Source organism: Ignavibacteriales bacterium, from assembly GCA_026390795.1.
In the GTDB taxonomy this organism is placed as follows: domain Bacteria; phylum Bacteroidota; class Ignavibacteria; order Ignavibacteriales; family Melioribacteraceae; genus Fen-1258.
In genome coordinates this window covers 1993072-2014002 of the sequence record JAPLFG010000003.1, presented here as the reverse complement: position 1 = coordinate 2014002, position 20931 = coordinate 1993072, and the positions used below count along the sequence as shown (strand labels likewise).

Below are 20931 nucleotides of genomic sequence, written 5' to 3'. Positions count from 1 at the left end.
CGGCAGCAAATTTATTGTGGAATTATTTATGATAGAATATGATTTCGAGGAAGTAAAAGATAAAAAATTGGCGGATTTGAATAATGCGTTCAGTCTTTTTATAGAAGAAGATCCTATTAAAGAAACTTACGACATTAACAATGCTATTTTTTTAAGGATAAATAACAATTATATCAAATGCCAGTTTGAAATAGATGCCATTGGGGAATTTGATTGTATCGAGGCTACCAGAGTTGAGTTTGGAATTGATTTTGTTAAAGGAATGGAAATCTATAAACCATTAATTAAGAAATACAGCATTGACTCTAAAGACGTTGATTCAGTTTGCTTTAATTTGGACCAAGTCTTGCAATTTCAAATAACTTTGGAAGCTACTACTTTGAACGAATTGGTTCAAAAACTAAAGAGCTTTTTTAGAGAATGGCATAAAGAAAGAAGAGACCAAGCTTCGGCATTCTGTAAAGAATTCAATTTGAGCTGACCACATTATTCCTAATTCTCAGTCAGTACTAATTAATTTATTTCAAATAATATAAAACCGTCACAACTGTGGCGGTTTTATTAAATCATAAAAAAAGGTGAAAAATATAATGCAAAAATTAAAAGGGATTATTCTTGGTCCTGAGGAAGTAACAATAACAAAAGTAAAAGATCCCGGTGGTTGGCTCTCAAATATGTCGCCACACCCAATTCAACATGACGGGAAAATATTTAGAACTGCTGAGGCTTTATTTCAGTGGCTCAGATTTTCAAATCATCCGGGTGTCCAAAGTACAATTCTCGAACAAAAATCTCCGATGGGAGCGAAGATGAAAGCCCGAAAAAATCGTAATCTTCTCGGCCGAGGTGAAAAATGGGATGAGGCACTGGATGATATTCCAAGAATGAAAGAATGCCTAATACTTAAACTCGAACAACATCCGGATCTTAAGCAGCGATTGATAGAAACCGGTGATGCAATCATTATTGAAGATTGCACAACACACGATAGAGAATCCGCTCGATTCTGGGGTTCAGTGAAAGTAGATGGCACTTGGGTGGGAGAAAACAAACTTGGAAAACTTTGGATGGAAATACGAGATGAAATAGTAGCTTCTAAAAACGATGGATATTTACAACTCTGCCGTGCAATTCTTTATGGCTCATCGGTTTCGGAATAATAATTAACATACAAATAATAACTTAAAAAGCCGTCACGTAACAGTGGTGGCTTGATATTTAATATCTAAGAAAAGGCTAATTAAATGAATACAATAAAAAGAATAATAGTTACACTCTCAGCAGCATCATATTCTAAGACTACTGACATAATCAACAGAGCCCGCACTTTATCGATTAATAATATAACTTTCATTCCCGATGAACAGCCACTACTACCAGATGGACTTAACAATTATGAGCGATATGAGTACTTAAAAGAAACACTTGTTGTTACAACTCGCAAATCAACTCCGTTTGTGACAACTTTTGCTTCACCCGGTAAAATAGTTGAAGACCTTGGTTCGATCCTAACCCTTAACTGGCATTGTTCTTATAATTGCCAGTTTTGTTATTTGATAGGATCAATGTATCAGAGACAATGGCAGGAAGTCTATGTAAATATTGATGACTTAGAAAAGCAGATTGTGCTGGAACAATTTGTTCACTGCTCAATTCTAACTATTTGGACTATGCTTAGTCGTTTATCAAATGAAAAGCTGGTTAAGATTCCGAAAAATCTGAAACAAACAGCCGATTGGTTAAGAAAGCGATTTATAATTGAGAATATTGATTCCGATCAAAAAGCAAAAGACTTTTTAGATACTAACCTCGATAAAATATTTAATAGGCTGGATCAGAATATTGATCACACTACTAGGGAACAATTGACCAAAAGCATACCACAATATTATCAAGCTAATCGGAAAAATCTTCCGTGGCTGAATGTTTCGGAGTATACAGATTTTTTGGCTATTGATCCTTTAACTGATTTTTCATCAGACCTTATCAGAATGTTAGATAAGTATCCAGAGCTTCAGATAAGTATGCGAACTAAGTCTACAAATGTTACTAACCTATTAATGTGTAAATCGAAGAGCCGTCTGAAGATAGCAATCAATCTTAATACGAAATATGCAATTGACAATTATGAAATTGGTGCAGCCTCTTTGATTGAAAGGATCGATGCTGCGAAAAAGATTCAGGCGGCAAAAGGAATTCAATTAAAAATAGTAGTAGAACCCATCATGGTCTATAATGGGTACAAATCTGACTATCTTCAATTAATTGATCAGATTAAAAAAGAAATTAATTTAGATAATGTCATTGATTTCTCTTTTGGCGCTGTTCGGTATAAAACCAAATTAGTAAATCAGATTAATAAATTTATTCCACAAAACAATCTCTTCATGAACGATGCGAATCTAATCAACTATCCTAAAGACAGAATACGCTATCATGAATCAATCAGAAAGAACATTTACCAAATGATTATTAAAGAACTTAAATCACATAAAAATCTGGTCATTAGATTGTCCGCTGAGACACCGGAGATGTGGGATGAAATCGGGTTAAACAAAGAGGCTCATATCGCTAAGTCAGTGAGTCAATAAACAATATAATATCTATAATTCCAAGCCGTCTCGTAACTGTGGCGGCTTTTGTTGTTTAAAGGAGGCTATATGAACATGATTGAACTATCAAAATATTTACAAGACGAACAAGCTGCGGAAAATTACCTATATGAAAAAGGAATCCTAAAAAGATTTACCGAATGCCCACACTGCGGATCAGATAAACTGGGGCATCTCAGTCGGAGCCGTATTAAGTGTTACAAGTGCAAGAAAGAATGGCACAAGAGGAAAGAAAGTTTTCTCGAAGGGAGACATATCAGTTCATCAATTTTTTTAGGAATCGTAAAACTATACTCAGATGGGTTCGGAGTCACACGGATATGCGCCGAATTAAATCTTGATAGAAAAACAATTCTTGAGATAGTTCCCTTATTGAGATCATTAATCATCAATCGTACAATTTTAGATCAACTAAAAGAGGTATTAGAATTCAGTATCACTCAGAATTCATCCAATAAAATAAATGTACGATTTCCAATAGTTTCTAAAAGTTGCGTAGGAGAAAAAGTAGCTGCAATTGTAAAAATCAAGAAAGTTAGACTACCTGATAAGTCCTTTTCTATCACAAGCAATCTTGTATGGCAGAATCTGGAAATGGCTGCAGAATGGAACACCGTCCATAGATTCGCCAATTATTTGCACTCACAGTTGATTAATTACCGAGGCTTGAGCTCGAAGAGTTTTAATGAATACTTGCTTGAACTTATTGAAAGATTTAATAATAGTGAAAAAAAATTCTTCGATATACTTATTGAAAAATTGAAAATTACTTAGGGTGGTTAAAACTCCACCTGTCTGGGGGTAGAGCATGTTTTACTCAACAAAGTTGTGCCATGTTTGTGCCAAGTACACATCTTTTAGGGCCATATAAGCCGTCTAGGCAGACCCCTTTTAAAAACAAAAACCTCGAAAACAGCGTTTAATTGATATAATCGAGGTTTTATTTTACTATGCGGAGAGTCAGGGATTCGAACCCCGGATAGACTTGCGCCTATAACGGTTTTCAAGACCGCCGCATTCAACCACTCTGCCAACTCTCCATTTGCATAACACTTTTCAAAAAGCGCCCACAACAATAGAAAAAAAAAACTTAATTCTCCATATTGAATAGGTCCATTTTTACTTTATGATTCTGTTTAAAGATAGATATATTTCGTGCGTTTATTAAGAACACTTTAAAAAGTGAGGCAATATGAAGATCGTAAAATTTGCTGCTTTATTTGTATTCTGTACCTTACTTACCGTTTCGGGACAACAACAGAGACAATTAGATCGTGTCCCAGAGTGGGCAAAAGAAGCAATTTGGTATCAGATATTTCCCGAAAGATTTTCGAATGGAGATAAATCAAACGATCCCAAACCTGAAGACATGAAAGGTGCATGGCCATATTTTGTTCCCGATGGATGGCAGAATCATCCATGGACAAGCGATTGGTATAAACTGCAGTCATGGGAAATTAAAACCGGAAAAGATTTTTATTGGAATGCAGGCGTCCGCAGATACGGCGGGGATATTCAAGGAATAATTAACAAACTCGATTATTTAAAAAAGTTAGGCATCAACGCAATTTTCTTGAACCCGATTTTTGAATCACCCTCACTTCATAAATACGATGCATCAATGTATCATCACATAGATAATAATTTTGGACCGGATCCTAAAAAAGACAGAGAAATTTGGGCAGAAGAAAATCCCGGTGATCCATCAACCTGGCAATGGACTACTGCAGATAAACTTTTTTTAAAATTAATTAACGAATGCCATAAACGCGGAATGAAAATAATTATTGACGGGGTCTTCAATCATACCGGAACAACATTTTGGGCATTTCAAGACATTGTAAAGAATCAGCAAAACTCTAAATACAAAAATTGGTACACAATAAAATCTTGGGATGAACCTTCTGCTGGGAAAAAGTTTGATTATGAAGGGTGGCTTGGTGTAAAAGATCTTCCTGAAATTCGTGAAGATGAAAACGGACTTGTAAAAGGTCCCCGCGAACATATTCATGATATTGTGAAAAGATGGATGGACCCGAACGGTGACGGAAATCCTAATGATGGAATTGACGGCTGGCGTTTAGATGTTGCCGAAATGGTAAATCATAATTTTTGGAAAGAGTTTAGAACATGGGTGAAAGGAATAAATCCAGACGCATATATTGTTGGAGAAATATGGTGGGACGATTGGTCAAAGTATAAAATGATGAATGCCTCGCCTTGGCTTAAAGGTGATGAATTTGATGCAGTTATGAATTACCGGTTTGTACGCGCGCTGAAAAATTTTGTAATAAATAGAAAAGATCGGATTGGACCACAAGGATTGATCGATTCATTAAACACTCTTTACAAAGAGTATCCGGCTGAAAATACTTACGCAATGATGAATCTTTTAGATAGTCATGATGTCGAACGTGTGGCGTCTATGGTTGTTAATCCGGATCTTTTGTACGATCACGGCGGAAATCCTGCACAGACAAAAACATTCGATGTCCGCAAGCCGGATGAAAATGAACGGCTGATTCAAAAACTCATTGTAGGAATGCAGTTCACATTGCCCGGCGCGCCTCATATTTATTACGGCGACGAAGCCGGTATGTGGGGCGGAGACGACCCAGATTGCCGTAAGCCGATGGTTTGGAAAGAATTTAAATATGAAACTGAAATAACTCACCCATTCGGATTACAGCGACCCGCAGATGAAGTTAAGTTTGATGAAAATATTTTTAAGTGGTATCAAAAAATGGTTTCAATTCGTAAAGAAAATAAAATTTTATCTCTGGGAGATATCAACTTTTTTGTATTTGATGAATCAAAGAAGATAATGGGTTACAAGCGCTCGTTTGAAGGAGAGAATATATTCGCTATCATAAATAATAATTCCCTCTCAGATAAAATTGAATTGACTAATGAGAAGTTATCTGCTGGAAAGAGTATGTATATTGATTTAATTACCGGGAAGATGATTAATGCAATTGGAAGTAAAATTCAAGTTGATTTGAATCCGTATCAAATTCTTTTGTTAAAAGAGAAATAATAGACGAATAAATTGAATCCTGTGGAGGAAGAAACGAAAGGTCATGACTAAATTTATTTAGTTGATGACTCCGGCAGATAGCCAAATTTTTTGAGAAGATAATTATCGTCAAATTTGATGGTTCTCTTTGTTTGAGAATACGAAGCAAAGAAACCTAATCCTCCATTTATATTGGTCATGTCTGCTGGAAAATTTCGGATTGTAAAACCATAGTCGAAATAGAGTTTCGAATTGTAATATTTGGATAAGTTTTCGTCAAACAATAAGATTTCAATTTGTATCGGGCCCACATAATATGTGCTTTTTTTCAAATCTCCTTCCGAAATTTCTTTAAGCGCCTGTTCAACTAATTTTCGCTCAATGTGCAATTCATCCTTTAATGAAACATCATTGTAATCGAACCCGGTTTGAATCCCTTCCTGTAAAGTGCTTATTGGTATTTGTTTCACAAACAAGGTCTTCTTTCCGGTTTCATCTTTATGGTAATAGTTGAATGATATTCTCTTTGCTTTGAACAAATAGGGGTTTTCATTCTTCCAAAATACATTCACATAGACACTATCATAGTTGTAAACTATTAGAGGAGGAATGAAAATTAAATTTGTGGTTTTGGATTCATCAAAATTAATTTTACCTGGCACCGTTGTTTTTGAAGTCAATTTTTGTCCATCTGGAAGATTAACACTCAGTTCTATTTCACTGTTATAATCAGGACGAAAAGATTTTAAATATGAATACTTCGATGGAGAATTGTACCGGGGATTTAGATTATTGTTATCTAGAGTGTCTCTAAAATAATAAGTTGTTCCTTTATTGATATACTTGATCGAAATCTGGGATCCTAACATTACCGGATCCTCACTTAGAGTACTTGGATCAAATCCAGCAACATCATATAAATGTGATATGTAGGCACATTGTAAAGTAGTATCTCCTCTTAGCAGCAAATTCACAGAATATTTTTGAGTCAATTCACCTTTGGGAGATAAATTCTCATCGCAGCTGAATAGCCATATAATCAAAGGAATTATAATTAGTATTAAGGTGAAGTGTTGTTTCATATCTCAATCTTCATGGTGGCTGTTAAAAGAAATGGCAGCATATTAACTCTCTTTCCGGTAGTTTGCTCGAAGTAGTAGATGTTTGCCCGGTTATAAACATTTATAGCGCTGACATCCAAGTGTAGCCGCATAAAATTCAGATTTAAGTTTTTTGATAGCACCAGGTCAAGTCTGTGATAGTCAGGTAATCGTGCAGCATTTTTATTGGCAAAGTATGTAACCGGGAAGATAGAATTATAAATTCGATAGTCATTTAAGAAATTATTTAATGACAATTTATCATAGTAGCCTGATTGTTGTGTAAACGGATAACCTGAATTGTACGCCCAGTTGGCACTAATCTGCCAATCGTCAGCCAAGTTTAATGTTAGAGATATATTTAGGTTATGTCTTGAATCATATCTTGGCACATAACGAATTCCCTCGACTTCTTTGAAGGCCCAGCTTAAAGTATATGAAATGGACAGATCAAAAGGGCTTAAGTGAGATTTCATCTGCACTTCTTGCCCGTAAGATTCACCGGAACTTGCTAGAAAATCCGGATCAGAAAAAGTTACCTTCTTTTCATTCAAAGTAGGTGATGAAATTATTTTTTTATAGTAGGTTTCAAGATCAACCGAAAAATATGAGGACAAATTCGATGAGATACCAAAAATATAATGAACCGCTTTTGATTTCCTTAAATATCCCGGTATCACAATAACCGGATCGAATAGAGACAGAACTTCCCTTTCATCAACAATTGTTGTTAGGTCTTGCTGGTAAATACCAAAGGCACCTTTCAGTGAAATTTCCGGAGTTAACAAATAGTTAATACTTACACGTGGTTCTGCAAGATCACCTTCTGCAGGAAGATCACGCGATAGATTGAACCGCATGCCGATATCCGCACCAAAATTTGATAGCCTTAAAAATTTGTAACTGAGATACGCTTCCATTGCAATTCCCGCATCACCGACATCAACTTTATAATCAAAATTATTTAATAAAAATAATTTTGTTGATAATGATTTTACTTCCGCCCCGATATTAATTTCATCCTTGCTCTCAAAAACATATAGAAAATCTGTAGAGACGGTAAAGTTGGTAACTTCGTTTGATTTGGGTCTGATATCACTTTCTTTTGGGATAATTTCATTTTTATAGTTGCTTACTGAAATCCCAAAATCCAAAAAAAGCGGATTCTCGCCGACAGAAAACATTCTCATTCCCCAATTATTATTGGCCCATTTGTAATCTGGGGTTTTAACGTCTTCATATTTTAGATTGTCTTTACTCCATAAACCCATTAATGTAATTTTAGATCCGTTTAAAAAATTAGGATTAGCAAAATTTGCTTTAGCTGATAGATCGAAAAAATCCACAGGCAGATCGTTATTATTAACAAATTTCTTTAATATGTTTTTTGAAGTACTTTTTCTTCCGGAAAGATAAAACGAACCATAAGGAAGAGGACCTTCCAAAACTCCTTTTAACGATAAAAAGCTTGCCGATAATTTAGCCGCATATTTATTCTTATCACCATCTTGAGTTATTATGTTCACAACAGAAGAAAGTGCTCCACCATATTTAGCGGGAAATCCACCTTTGAAAAATTCGACATTGTTAATTAAATCCAGGTCCATAACGCTGAAAAGTCCGATTGCATGAAACGGATAATAAATGGGAATGCCGTCTAAAAGAATTAAATTCTGATTCGTTTCTCCGCCTCTAACATTAAATTTTGCCGAAACATCGCCCGTAGATTGTACACCCGGCAATGAAAATAATGACCGCAGTAAATCCGCTTCTACACTGTGCGGCAACGCTGCAAGATCTTTAAGTGTGATAATTGTTTTACCCAGATCCGGGACATTTTTTTCTTTTATCATATACTCAATTTTTTCTATGGCCTGAAACTGGATACTTGTTGGACTTAAAAGAATTTCAAGATCCGTGACTTTATTGTTTTCAACTATAACGCTTAATTGTTTTGTCAGATAACCAATGTAAGAAACAATAACAGAATATTTTTTATTTGCCGGAAGAGATCTTATAACAAAGTACCCTTTATTATTTGTTGAGGCTCCAATAGCTTCCTCCTTGATTAATACATTTCCAAAAGCCAAGGCTTCTAATGTCGTAGAATCTCTTACGATGCCCCGGATTGTTCCTTTTTCTTGTGAAGAGACAATACCTGTAAGAATAAAAATTAAATAAATTGTTTTTTTGATCATATCAACTTTTTAATCGCGAAGATTAATTTGATTTGAAGAATTTCAGTCGTCTTTGATCTTTGAATAAATTATCAATTTTTGCGGCTTCAAAAAATTAGAGTGGCGTTTGAACAAATTAGAAAATTGCATATATAAAAGGGGCAAGTGCAGAACCCTTTGTTAAAATTATTAATCCGCCAAGAATAATTAAGAAAAACACAATTGGCATCAACCACCATTTTTTTCTTTCACGTAAGAAAGTCCAGAGTTGACCGATTGTTGAAAGCTTGCTCATTTATTCCCTCAAGGTTATTCTTTATTTACATGTACAGTCTACTCATAAAAAACATTTCAGTCAAGAATTCATTTTTTTCTCTTTATCATTTTTGTTTATTTTAATAATAGTAATCTGCTGGAGTTAAATTGACACTCAACAAAAAACAGATTTATTTTACTGAAAAAAAAAGAAGAAAATTTTCAGCTGAAGAAATTTCCAAAAAGCTAAATATCCCGATTGAAGAAATCAAGCAGTATCTCAATTCACATCCGGTTCAACAAACTCCATTTTATTTTTACATCATATTGATTTCCATCCCAATACTATTTTTTATTTTGCTCGAAGTTGGGCTTCGTATTTTTTCTTACGGCATTGATTTATCTATGTGGGTAAATCCAATTAACGGCAAAATGATGCTAAATCCGGATGTAGCACACAGATATTTTTCAACCGTGAAAAACGTTCCGACCTCAATAGAGGATATCTTCGATTCGGAAAAAGCACCGAATGCATTTCGTGTGTTTATATTGGGTGAAAGCAGTGCTGCAGGCTATCCTTACATGCCGCTGGGATCTTTCTCACGATATATCCGCAAGCGGTTAGAGATTGTTTATCCTAATACAAAAATAGAAGTCATTAATCTTGGACTTACTGCTGTAAACAGCTACACAGTTAGAGATTTTATACCAGGTGTTCTTCAGCAAAAGCCGGATTTGATTTTAATCTATACCGGACACAACGAGTATTATGGAGCACTCGGTGTCGGCTCTATTGAATCCTTCGGAACATCTAGAACGTTTGTAAATCTAGTTCTTAATCTGAATAAATTTAAGACAACTCAATTGCTTAGAGATTTTATTCAATGGTCTGAAAAAATCTTTTCCAGCGAACAAACTGCAAAAACCGGAACATTGATGTCGCGCATGGCTAAAGATCAAACCATAACTTTAGAGTCTGATAATTACAAAATTGGTTTAGAACAGTTCCAAGATAATATGCGTGATGTAATAAAAATGGCCAAAGATGCAGACGTTCCTATAATTCTTGGAACGTTAACGAGCAATTTGAAAGATCAGAAACCATTCATTTCTTTAAAGATTGATAAATTTCCACTTGCCGAAAATGTTTTTTTTGAGGCAAGAAGTGCTTATAGCTCCGGTAACTATAAGAGAGCGGATTCACTTTTCAGATTTGCAAAGGATCTAGATGGACTTCGCTTCAGAGCACCGGAAAAAATTAATCAGATTATTAGGCGTTTCGGATCTGAGTTTGACGTTCCGATCGTTGATGTAGATTCCGCTTTCAATGCCGAAAGTTTAAACGGAATTGTTGGCGATAATTTAATGACCGATCATCTTCACCCGACTTTACAAGGATACGAGTTAATGGGCAAAGTCTTTTTTGAAATGATGAAAAAAGAAAATGATTTGCCAAAAAATTCTGCAGCTGCAATACCATACGAGAAACAAGATTCTACTACAATCGCTCAATTCCCGTTTTCAAAGATGGATTCTACAATCGCTGTTTATAGAATTAAGTTGCTCAAAAATGATTGGCCTTACATTGATTCTCGAAACAAAATTCCCGACTCACAATTGCTCGATCAAAAAACATTTGAAGATTCTCTTGCGTATAAATGCGTTACAAAGGGAATTTCATGGATTGATTGTCATCAGGAATTGGCTGATAAATATTTAAGAGAAAAAAATGTTGACGGTTTTTTGCAGCACATAGAAATTTTAATTTACCAATATCCGATTGTGGTAGAATATTATGATTTTATTGATAAACTTGGTCTTGATTTAATAAAAGATAAAGAATTTGATAAAGCATACAAAGTATTTCTGAAACGATACCAAATTAAGCCGAACGATATCTCAACCAAATGGCTCGGCACTATTGATTTGAATTTTTCACGAATTTCGGCGGCAATTAAATATCTTGAAGAAAGTGTACGGTTTAACAAGGCTGACACACAAACGCTTTATAATCTTGCCGGTGCATACGCATTGAACAAAGATTACAAAAAAAGCTTTGATACAATTACCAGAGTTTTGAATTCCGACCCAAACTATCCCGGTGCGCAAAATTTAATGCAACAATTGCGTAGTCATTTGGAGAAGTGAGTTTATTGAAATATGAGTTGTGGATAATGAGATATTGATAATGTTCCAATTAAATGAAATAATTTAATGCGCAATTAAAAATCAACGATACTCTTTAAAATAAAAATCCCGCTTATTCAGCGGGATTTTTTCTAATCGCTAATAGCTTAGCATTAAAAGGTGTGCAATTACTTCATCAGAATCATTTTCTTGGTAACGTTGAAATTTCCAGCCTCAATTCTGTAAAAATAAACACCGCTGCTTAACTTTGAAGCATCAAATTCATATGAATATGAACCGGACTTCATTTGTTGATTTAGTAGTGTTGCGGCTTCTTGGCCTAAAACATTATAGACTTTCAAACTAACCAATTCATCAGAAGGAAGAGTAAATTTAATCTTTGTAGTAGGATTAAATGGATTAGGATAATTTTGTGATAGCGTAAATGTTGTAGGAACAGTATTCAACTCCTCAACACCGGTCAAAGTACGCGGTGCAAGTTCATATTCGCTTGCAGGCTTTGCGGCGTCTCTTGTATATTTATCCACTATTACAAAATAAGGTTGTTGAAATTGTCCTGTACCTGACATAGGAATATATCTAACTCTTCTATTCCAGTTGTCAAAACCCGTCTGTTCACTCTGCAAAGAACCGTCAGCTGTGTGAGCAAATTGATATGTGTACATAAACCCATTAAAACCACCAGCGGGAATGTGTAATGACACTGAATAAATATTACCACTTTCTAATGTCAATCGGGCACTTCTGGATTGATCTTCTTTCCAACCCATAACTTGCGCCCAAGCTGCTTGACCGCACACCAAGTAAACTGAATCCTGAGCTGGATCAAATACGATCGGCACTTTAGCCGGATCCATTGCATTAGTCATATCCACTTTGAATACTGCCGTCAGACCTGGACCAGCCGGTACAATATATTTAGGATCAATGTCATTAAAATAGTATACAGCTGGGTCAGTATTTTGACTTTGTGATCCAGCGAATATTACGGAACGGTTCCCACCTCCTGTTGAAAATGGTCTTTCATACTGCGCATCACCAACAAGTGCACCTTTTTCAGTTCTCAATTGCATCTTGAACTTATATAGTTCCGCTTGTCCAACTTTTTCTCCAACAAAAGCAATGGAATTGAAAAACTGGTTTGGACTAATTGGGTCCTGGAACATTGTTGATTTACTTCGATCGTTGTCTCCCCATCCATTGAAAGCACCTCTTATTTTCAGAGTATCAATTGCAGGGTTAAACATATTCATCATTGACATCGGGGTCATATCAACTGTAAAGTTAATTGCACCATCTTTTAGAGTAACTGATGGATCTGTATCATTCCAGAACTTTGTAATTGCCTGGGCACCGTCAACAATCCACGTTTCTCTATTACCAGATCCGGTTGCAAAGTTATCTTCCCATGGAGTTCCGCCGCTTTTATCATTGAAGAGGAATTTGTAATGAATAAGCTGGGCAGAATTAATCGGTATTAAAGCAGTGTAAGTTGAATCAGCCGCGGGTCCCGTTAACTGGTTTGCGGTTGTATTCCAGCCGTTAAAATCACCGGCTACGAATACTTTACCTGTTACCGAATCTAACTTCTTCTGCTTGAAAGGAATTCTCATATCAATCTTAAAGGTTACGTCTGCAGAAGCTCCAGAAGGCATTACTTCATTATTAAAAAACACTACTGGAACAGTTGCTACAGCAGTAACCGCAAATTCACGGTTATGTGAATCTGTAGCTTGATCACTTTCCCAGACATCGGCAGTTACACCGGTACCGTGTTTGAAGTAATACTTATACTTTGCGGTACCCGCTGCGCAGGCAATTGTTGCCCGATAAATTTTGCTATCCGCGGAAATTGGAGTCATGTCGGTTGTGCCCCAATTATTAAAATCTCCTCTTACTTGAATTACATCTTTAGTTGGATCAAATGTTGTCTTTGCAATTTGTACAGACATGTCCACCTGAAATGTAACATTGAAAGTCTGTGCAACTGCAGTTGAAATCCAAGCGCCGAAGAAGAGAACTACAAAAAGTAATGCGTACTTTTTCATTGTGCCTCCATTAGTTGGTTTTGAGTTTATCCATTATAAAATGGAATTTTTTTAATAACTTCAAAAACTTAACATCACACCGAAACTGTGGACGTTATCAAGATATTGCAATTTTTGAAACGAATAATCAATCGATATTTTGAAAAACTTTAATCCATCATATTTAATACCTGCACCAAGAGTCAAACCTTCTTGAGTTTCTTTTAAGAAAAGAGCTTTGTAACCTCCTCTAAAAGAAATTAGATCGTTGAATAAAGAAATCTCTCCACCGACATCGACCCACTGATTATTATCATTTGGGTGAATTGCATCTACAGAAATTGTAAATCTGTTTTGATTGAGAATTTGAAAATCTCTCGAGATACCGACTTGTAATCGCAATGGAAGGTCGAATTGTTCAGTTGCAAGATTTGCATCAAGAGTATTATTACTTCCGGCTCTAGTCGCGTCTGCGATATGGCGTATAAGAAGATCTTGACCACTCATTTGCATTTTCGATCCATAATTTGATATACTACTTGCAAAGCGAACACCATAGAATGGTGTTTTAAAAATGGTCCCGATATCGAATGCAAATGCATCCGCATAAGAATTATAAATATTTTCGCGGATATACTTCACGTTTGCACCTACAGCAAATTCTTCTGTAATATTTCGTGCAAATGAAAGTGCAAATGCATAACTGCCTGCTGAAAATTTTTCTCCTGTACCTTCAGGATAAAGTTCTGTTGTAACATACATGTCACCGACATTCATTGCAGTAATACTAATTCCAATAGTTCCAACACTACTGAGAGGCATTACTAAGCCAAAATAATTAACATTAATATCAGCGAACAATTTAGTATAAGTAAATAAAGTTTGTACCTCATTAACGTTTGAAATGCCGGCCGGGTTCCAATACATGGCAGAAGCATCATTAGCGATCGAAGAAAATGCTCCACCCATTGCATTTGCTCTCGGGCCCAATCCGATACTTAAGAATTTAGCGGCGGAGGTTCCTGTTTTTGTAACTTGCTGCCCATTTATTGGTTGCAGAAGTGCCGCAGCTAAAATCAATCCAAATAATAATTTTATTTTTATCACGACTCACTCCTTAATTTTTTCGTCCGATAACAATTATTTAATTACTGCAAATTTGCCAATCTTCGCTCCAACCCCAGGTGCATCTATTTGATAGACATAAACACCATAAGAAATAGAAAGATTGTCTTTTGTTAGCATATTCCAATCTGCAGTTCCATCGCTAAGCGGATTATCGTGTTGGATCTCATTAACTAATTCACCATTAACCGTAAAGATTCTAATTGTGCATTTTGGCGGTAGGTGAGTAAAATGCAACGAGCGTGGACCGCGTCCGCTGTTATATGGATTCTTCGGCTCCCATGTTGCACTTGATACGTATGGATTAGGCACAACTTTAATATTATCTAAATCAGCACTCGCATTAACCGGATCAATTTTTGGTGAATGCGCAACAAACCTAAATGCATCTCCGGATAAGAATGGTTTTTTCAATTTAAGATCAATTTTATCTCCAGACTTTGGCAATCTAGTCCCCAAAGTTGCATCAGGAGAATCAAAAAGATAGAACCACCAGGTATAAACAAGATTTCCGTTTTGATCTGGTTCTAAGAAAATAATTCTATCTTTATAAATACCATTAGTGGAAAGTAGACCATCGGTACCGTCCACTTCAAGAAATGCAAAATCAATATATTTTTGATTGGTCACATTATATACTTTTAAATTTGTTTGTTTAGATGGGAATGGCCTACCAGCAAGTGTTATTGCTTTGGAAGTTCCAAAACCGAGTGCACCAAATTCTATACGATAATCGTTTGGTCTTTCTTCACCTTTGATACCGCCAGGGTAAACAAATTTTTCAAAAGCATAATTTACAATCTTTGGATCGTTCCAATTACTAATTGATCTATCAAGTTCAACCCGAGGTGCATTATTGAATAGTAGTCTAAACCCATCGGTTAAAGGCTGTTCATAAGTTGGATCGAGGTTTTTATTTTTATTCACAATAATAACATTATCGGTTGAATCCTTTAGGGTCCAGTTCTTGGTAGTGAGCGTATCTGGGACAGTCGAATTCTTTGCAATTTTAATAGTGTCTTCAAATGTGATATAATAAACATGCCCATCTCGTATTTTATTTATATCAACAATATTGTAATTGACTGTTCCGGATGTTGAACCTCTTGCAAGTGTAAAATTGCCGAGGGATGGTTCTACATAACCGCCAGATGGAGCTTCCGGTTTAATGCGGGCAACATTAGATCCAAGTTTTACACTTCCATCGGCTTGTAAACTTACTCTTATAGGACATTCAGCGGGAACAATTTGGCCGGCTACAAATCCTTTACTGTAAGATGTAATTGCATAATAGTAGGTAAATCCATTCCTAGCAGTAGAATCAACAAATGAATGCTTAAGACCATTGTCGCTTCCCGTCCAAAAATGAATGCCCTCTATACCTACGGGTTCATAACCTTTAATTCCATCAACGAGATCAAATTGCGCAATTGGTAATTTGAACTGTCTGGAACCGGCTCCGTTTGTGATTACAGAAGCATCTATAAATGCCGGATCCGAGGCTCTGTAAATTCTGTAACCTTCAAAGTTATGTCCATCTCCTCCGATTTTATCTAAATAGGAATCGAACGATGCTTCGGCTTTGTCATCCCAATAAAGAGTAACTTTATTGTTACCAGGTAATGCCGTTAATGTTGGAGTGTTTGGTGCACTCGCAAATTGGTAATCATTATTATACGTCTCTTGTACTCTAATTCTTTTCTTAAGGATTTCATTTTTTCTATAACTACCATCAGGATCGTTTGCAGGACCATTTGCCAACACAACAGCCACTGAGAATGGCTCGGTTTGACCGGATTGTAACGGGAATAAACTGCACGAAACAAATAGATCGTAATCAGCCGCATGAATTAACTGTGGGTCGTAGAATTTTCCGGGAATCATATAGTCGAACCACATTGTAGCGTCACTTTGAATATTTAGACTTCCTGCAGGTTGATATTGAGCATTTGTAATTCCAATTCTATCTGTCTCATGAACATCTGTTACATCAATATTTGGTTCGCCGGGTAATCCAAATCGTGCGCCAGAAGTTGGTTTGCCATCTCCTTCTCCAAGATCTCCGGTATCAGGTACACCATCAAGACCAACATCATCTCGTAAAACATTCCAATCGTAATCATCATCAAGTCCATTATCCCGTGCTTCATCAATCATCACATCAATACCTTCATCAATTCCTTCGTCTATAGCTCCATCATTATTATTATCAATGCCATCTGCATATTTATTACCAAGAGTTGACTGAACAACATTATAAAGCACAATTTTATCATTAACTCTGTAGCGATAATAAGGTGCATCATGAGTAGCCTGATCTATCATTGCTTGAGTAATTTTAGGACTCCCATCTTCGCCATCGCCGTCGTTATCAATTTCATCTTTGAAAGGTAGTCCTATTTTGTCAGCGGTTAATTCAATTAATTGTACTTGCCCATTTTGGAAAGAATCTAACGGGGGCCAAAGTTTCCAGCGATTATTTGCAGCCTGATCGACCATTGATTGAGTAACAATTGGACTGTTAGTTTCTACATGGAACGGGCGAATTCTGGATGACAACCAACCTGGTTTAAGCGGCTGGGCTACACCATCCGCATAAACAACTCCTGTTTGTGTGCCAAATGCAATGTGAGTTTGGTTCTCATCAACAAGTCCATTACCGTTGTCATCTATTCCGTTATCTGGAATTTCACCGGCAAGTATGTCCAGAGTTACGATTGGCCCTGTTTCAGGGCTGTCCCCATCGTCATCAATTCTGTTATGTGCATTTCCAGGCGTTTCCAAAAAAGTTACACCAACAATTCCAACCGGATCGTTCCCGAACTCCGGAGATCTATTTGATCGTGTCCGTGAGAATGCAATTGCATTTAAGATATCGTATTCTGAAATATTATCTTGTGCATCGGGGTTTCCTCCGACAAAATCTGCATGCCACATTGTAACACCAAATTTGGGAATGTCTTTTGTACCATCATTTCTAATTTGAAAAAGAAGATATAGTGCATCTTCCACAAGAACTTGTGACCATGCGAGCGTTCTCGATTCAACTATGATTCCCATTCCCTTTCGTGTCAAATCCGTGCTATCTGGGAAATAGTTGGTGTATCTGGTATAGCCATCATCTGAAGCACGATAATACATTTCCTGATCTGCATTAAATTTATTTTTTCCAAAATATCCATTCCAGGAACCCCGCCAGCCTGGGTCAAGTGCATCGTTTGTCCTATCAGGCCAAGATGTAGGCCATGTAGAAGGGTCAACACTGGTTGCAATTTGATTTGCCTTCTCATTGTGATATCCCGGAACTGGTTCAAGATTCCAGCTCTTGCCTTCGGGCGATTGACGGAAGTCAGATACATCAATTATGTGCTGTAGTTTTCCTGTATTATCAGTTACTTCACCACCCATCATTAAAGCCTCAAGTGCAAGGTAAACTTGACCAGTATTTTTGGGCCATTCATATGGCGTTTGAACCGAGTATGGATATTGTCCTCCCTCGCGGCCTGTAAAACCAAAATTAAAAATGGTTGCACGAATTTGGTTTCCCTCCATCTGCCCCTTTACTCTTTGTGTTACGTCTCCTCTCTCTTTACCTGGTTTATAGTGCCCGGGAATAAATGGGACCCATTGTGCCGAGAGATCAACTGTCAAGAGAATCGTTATCACAAAAGCAGTCACTAGTTTGAATTTTCTAGTCATTTATTTCTCCTTATTAATCTTTTTTAAACTTATTCCTAATCATAGAATTAAAATTGAAATTCAAAACCAAATTGAATATTACGCGGTTCGCCATAGTTATAAGGATATTTCAAATATTCCGCAACCGACGTTGGGCGGCGAGGATCAGCACCAACATTTTGCCCACTTGTTGTAAAATCCGGCTGACCGGTATCTCCAAATACATTTACCACAACTCTTGTATCAAGCAAATTAAAGACCTGGAGAAATGCTGTAATATTGAATCCGGCAAGTTTAAAAGATTTATTCGCTTTCAGGTCAATCACAAACTGATCTGGTTTTCTTCTACTGTTTTCTGTAAGTCCGGAAGTAATTCCACGCTCAGCAGTAAATTGTGTAATCGAAGGTGTATATGGAAGACCCGTGCCGTACCTACCAATTAAACTTACACCCCAATCAACATCGCCGACATACATTGAAAGATTCAAAAGGTGTCTTTGATCCCAAGATAATGGTAGTAGATAAAGTTTTGGTTCTGCGTTACCCTGCTGCTGATAAAAAGCATCCTCTGGACTCGAGTTGCTTCCTTCAGCAACCTGATATGTATAATTCAAATCAATTGAGTAGTGATTTGAGAATCTTTTGTTAAGATTAAGTGTAATTCCTTTTACATTGGAGTAATCTTTGTTTATGTAAGTTGAATATGAGACCAAATTTCTTGTTACAATTAGGGCCCCGGCAGTTACCCAGTTTCTTATATCGCGGTAAAATCCTGTAATATCAACATTAAAATCATCAAAGAAATCTTGGCGGAAACCAATTTCATAAGTTGTAGTTTCCTGTGGTTTCAAATCCGGGTTACCGTATGGTCCGTAAAAATTTCCTGTATTAGGCACATAGTAAGGCCCGTTGTTGAACAGATAAGTAAATGTTGGAATCTGTAAAAACTGTCCGTAAGAAAAATGGAGAACACCTTTGTCGCTGATTGGATAAGCAATACCAAAACGAGGGCTGATTGCCGATTTAGCTTTAGCATTTTTATAGAAGAAGGGATCTCTTTCAACAATAGAAAGATTTTTCAATTCCGATCTTAATGGCAAATTAATGTTTGGATCGGTTGGATCAACTAAGACTTTTCCACGCGAATCAAAATAATCGAACCTCAAGCCAAGGTTTATTATCACACTTTGATATTCGATTTTATCTTGAAAGTACGCCGAAAACTCAACCGGCTTATTATTGAATTTTTGTCTGTTCGGAGAAGTTTCAATAGGGATTGAAGGAACAAATGGAGTGGCCGGAATACCATTTACCAACAACGGCTCTAGATTATAATTATCGAAAGATAAATCATGAATTCGTCCTTCCACACCAAGCTTAACTAAATGATTTTCCGAAATCTGATTAGTGTAATCAATCTTTGCAATATTGGAATTAGTTTCTCTCCAAAAACGATTTAGATTGGTTCCCTTGGTTAAAAATTGGTAAGCAACTGTGATAAGGGAATCCGGATGCATATACCGTGGATCTTGCGGATCATCATATAATTGCGCTCTATAATCTCTAAAAAATTTAGATGCTTTCAATGTATAGAATGACGAATTGTTTAAGGTATGAGTAAGTGTAAAAGTTGCATTGTAACTGTGAGATACATCTAAATTATCTCCATCCGGATTTAATTTAAATGCATGGTTATAATTTTTATAATTTTCTTTGGAGTAAAGAATTTCTGCATTCAGTTTAATGTTAGAAGAAACGGCAAAGCTTATATTCGCTTGTCCGATAAAACGTTTATTCCAATTCATCGGGACGAGAGAACTGTCGCCCGGTTGTCCTGAAGGTAGATAATCTCTCCATCCGTATAAATATCCGTCATCATAAGCGTATCTGCCGTTTATAAAGAATCCAATTTTATTTTCCGTATACGGAACAGAGCCGCTTATACTTCCCTGGAAGTTATAATTTTTAACGGGTTTAAATTTATTTGTACCCGGAAAATAATCTGTGAAATTGCTTAAGTGATCTCCGCTATAAACTTTTATATCACCTTTGAACTCACGCCCGCCTTCTTTTGTAACCGCATTAACTATACCAGACATGGCTTGTCCGTATTCAGCATTAAATGTTCCGCTGATTACTTGAAGTTCTTGAATACTTGAGTTATCAAGCTCAATGCCGCGGCTGTTATCATAACTGTCTGAAACGGAAATTCCATTTACCCAATAGGCAATTTCAGACGATCGTCCGCCTCTTATATGAAATCCACCGGCAGCATCTTTTGTAACTCCTGCTTGAAGCTGAAGTATGTCGTTAATTTCTGCAACTGGCAGATTTTTAATTTCTTCGGAAGTAACTCTAGTCTGGCTTGAGGTTATATCTTTCTGAATTTTCTGTACGTTGCCTTGGACAACAATTGCCTGCATTTCAACAGCAGTCTCATCAAGAGTTGCATCTTGATTGGTAGTTAAGTCAATCGAAATCTGGACATTTTGAACCACCTTAGACTGATATCCCACATATTGGAATTTTAAATTGTACTTTCCTGGCGGGATATTAAGGATAAGATACTTACCATCGATATCGGTTTGTGCTCCAATTGACGTACCCTCCAGCATAACACTCACAAACGGAAGGCCTTCGCCTGTTTTTTTATCAGTAACCCTACCAGTTAATTTGCCAGTTGTTCCGGCAAATAAATTAGCTGATAGAATTATGACCAATAATAACAAAACAGTAAATTTTTTTTTCATGGTGCCTCCAGAAAAAGCTGTTAAATGTTTTAAAGAAACTTTA

The 20931-nt window shown here is 36.4% G+C and carries 13 protein-coding genes and 1 tRNA gene; 6 read left to right on the top strand and 8 right to left on the bottom strand.

The genetic code is table 11. The features are described 5' to 3' along the window. Positions 1-28 precede the first annotated feature (28 nt). The 4 genes from NTX65_12375 to NTX65_12360 all read left to right on the top strand — a co-directional run bounded on the left by NTX65_12375 (position 29) and on the right by NTX65_12360 (position 3386). Complete coding sequence (locus tag NTX65_12375; protein MCX6170132.1) at positions 29-481, top strand: hypothetical protein; 453 nt, start codon at positions 29-31, stop codon at positions 479-481. Between the two features lie 109 nt (positions 482-590). Further along, the gene (locus NTX65_12370; protein ID MCX6170131.1) at positions 591-1160 is read left to right on the top strand and encodes an NADAR family protein; all 570 of its coding nucleotides are present in this window, start codon (positions 591-593) and stop codon (positions 1158-1160) included. 84 nt (positions 1161-1244) lie between these two features. Further along, the gene (locus NTX65_12365) at positions 1245-2591 is read left to right on the top strand and encodes a hypothetical protein (protein MCX6170130.1); all 1347 of its coding nucleotides are present in this window, start codon (positions 1245-1247) and stop codon (positions 2589-2591) included. A gap of 69 nt (positions 2592-2660) precedes the next feature. Continuing rightward, a complete protein-coding gene (locus NTX65_12360; protein MCX6170129.1) occupies positions 2661-3386 on the top strand; it encodes a hypothetical protein in 726 nt (241 codons plus the stop codon). Between the two features lie 179 nt (positions 3387-3565). Here the strand turns inward: NTX65_12360 and NTX65_12355 are convergent. Then, positions 3566-3652: transfer RNA gene (locus tag NTX65_12355), tRNA-Ser, on the bottom strand. Between the two features lie 152 nt (positions 3653-3804). Here NTX65_12355 and NTX65_12350 point away from each other — a divergent pair. Beyond that, on the top strand, positions 3805-5649 hold the full coding sequence (locus NTX65_12350) for a glycoside hydrolase family 13 protein (protein ID MCX6170128.1): 1845 nt from the start codon (positions 3805-3807) through the stop codon (positions 5647-5649). Positions 5650-5702: 53 nt separating this feature from the next. Here NTX65_12350 and NTX65_12345 read toward each other — a convergent pair whose 3' ends face one another. The 3 genes from NTX65_12345 to NTX65_12335 all read right to left on the bottom strand — a co-directional run bounded on the left by NTX65_12345 (position 5703) and on the right by NTX65_12335 (position 9200). Further along, positions 5703-6710, bottom strand: coding sequence for a DUF4249 family protein (locus tag NTX65_12345; GenBank protein MCX6170127.1), 1008 nt, complete (start codon positions 6708-6710; stop codon positions 5703-5705). Next, positions 6707-8926 carry a TonB-dependent receptor gene (locus NTX65_12340; GenBank protein ID MCX6170126.1) on the bottom strand — a complete coding sequence of 740 codons (2220 nt, stop codon included), beginning with the start codon at positions 8924-8926 and terminating at the stop codon, positions 6707-6709. The genes NTX65_12345 and NTX65_12340 overlap by 4 nt, the downstream gene beginning before the upstream one ends. 115 nt (positions 8927-9041) lie before the next feature. After that, positions 9042-9200, bottom strand: coding sequence for a DUF5989 family protein (locus NTX65_12335; GenBank protein MCX6170125.1), 159 nt, complete (start codon positions 9198-9200; stop codon positions 9042-9044). A gap of 128 nt (positions 9201-9328) precedes the next feature. On the opposite strand from NTX65_12335, the gene NTX65_12330 reads away from it, so the two are divergent. Further along, the gene (locus NTX65_12330; GenBank protein MCX6170124.1) at positions 9329-11308 is read left to right on the top strand and encodes a GDSL-type esterase/lipase family protein; all 1980 of its coding nucleotides are present in this window, start codon (positions 9329-9331) and stop codon (positions 11306-11308) included. A 167-nt stretch (positions 11309-11475) separates the two neighbouring features. Here the strand turns inward: NTX65_12330 and NTX65_12325 are convergent, their stop codons facing one another. From NTX65_12325 to NTX65_12310, 4 genes are read right to left on the bottom strand one after another with little or no spacing between them, the layout of a single operon-like run. Continuing rightward, positions 11476-13356 carry a T9SS type A sorting domain-containing protein gene (locus tag NTX65_12325; protein MCX6170123.1) on the bottom strand — a complete coding sequence of 627 codons (1881 nt, stop codon included), beginning with the start codon at positions 13354-13356 and terminating at the stop codon, positions 11476-11478. Positions 13357-13416: 60 nt separating this feature from the next. After that, positions 13417-14442: a PorV/PorQ family protein gene (locus NTX65_12320; GenBank protein ID MCX6170122.1), complete on the bottom strand. Its 1026-nt coding sequence runs from the start codon at positions 14440-14442 to the stop codon at positions 13417-13419. A gap of 33 nt (positions 14443-14475) precedes the next feature. After that, complete coding sequence (locus tag NTX65_12315; GenBank protein MCX6170121.1) at positions 14476-18159, bottom strand: hypothetical protein; 3684 nt, start codon at positions 18157-18159, stop codon at positions 14476-14478. A 47-nt stretch (positions 18160-18206) separates the two neighbouring features. After that, complete coding sequence (locus NTX65_12310; protein ID MCX6170120.1) at positions 18207-20888, bottom strand: TonB-dependent receptor; 2682 nt, start codon at positions 20886-20888, stop codon at positions 18207-18209. Positions 20889-20931: the final 43 nt, after the last annotated feature.

What these genes read in the sequence shown, in the direction of transcription:
- NTX65_12375 (MCX6170132.1), top strand. Translation starts at nt 29, where the DNA reads ATGATAGAATATGATTTCGAGGAAGTAAAAGATAAAAAATTGGCGGAT.
- NTX65_12370 (MCX6170131.1), top strand. Translation starts at nt 591, where the DNA reads ATGCAAAAATTAAAAGGGATTATTCTTGGTCCTGAGGAAGTAACAATA.
- NTX65_12365 (MCX6170130.1), top strand. Translation starts at nt 1,245, where the DNA reads ATGAATACAATAAAAAGAATAATAGTTACACTCTCAGCAGCATCATAT.
- NTX65_12360 (MCX6170129.1), top strand. Translation starts at nt 2,661, where the DNA reads ATGAACATGATTGAACTATCAAAATATTTACAAGACGAACAAGCTGCG.
- NTX65_12350 (MCX6170128.1), top strand. Translation starts at nt 3,805, where the DNA reads ATGAAGATCGTAAAATTTGCTGCTTTATTTGTATTCTGTACCTTACTT.
- NTX65_12345 (MCX6170127.1), bottom strand. Translation starts at nt 6,710, where the DNA reads ATGAAACAACACTTCACCTTAATACTAATTATAATTCCTTTGATTATA.
- NTX65_12340 (MCX6170126.1), bottom strand. Translation starts at nt 8,926, where the DNA reads ATGATCAAAAAAACAATTTATTTAATTTTTATTCTTACAGGTATTGTC.
- NTX65_12335 (MCX6170125.1), bottom strand. Translation starts at nt 9,200, where the DNA reads ATGAGCAAGCTTTCAACAATCGGTCAACTCTGGACTTTCTTACGTGAA.
- NTX65_12325 (MCX6170123.1), bottom strand. Translation starts at nt 13,356, where the DNA reads ATGAAAAAGTACGCATTACTTTTTGTAGTTCTCTTCTTCGGCGCTTGG.
- NTX65_12315 (MCX6170121.1), bottom strand. Translation starts at nt 18,159, where the DNA reads ATGACTAGAAAATTCAAACTAGTGACTGCTTTTGTGATAACGATTCTC.
- NTX65_12310 (MCX6170120.1), bottom strand. Translation starts at nt 20,888, where the DNA reads ATGAAAAAAAAATTTACTGTTTTGTTATTATTGGTCATAATTCTATCA.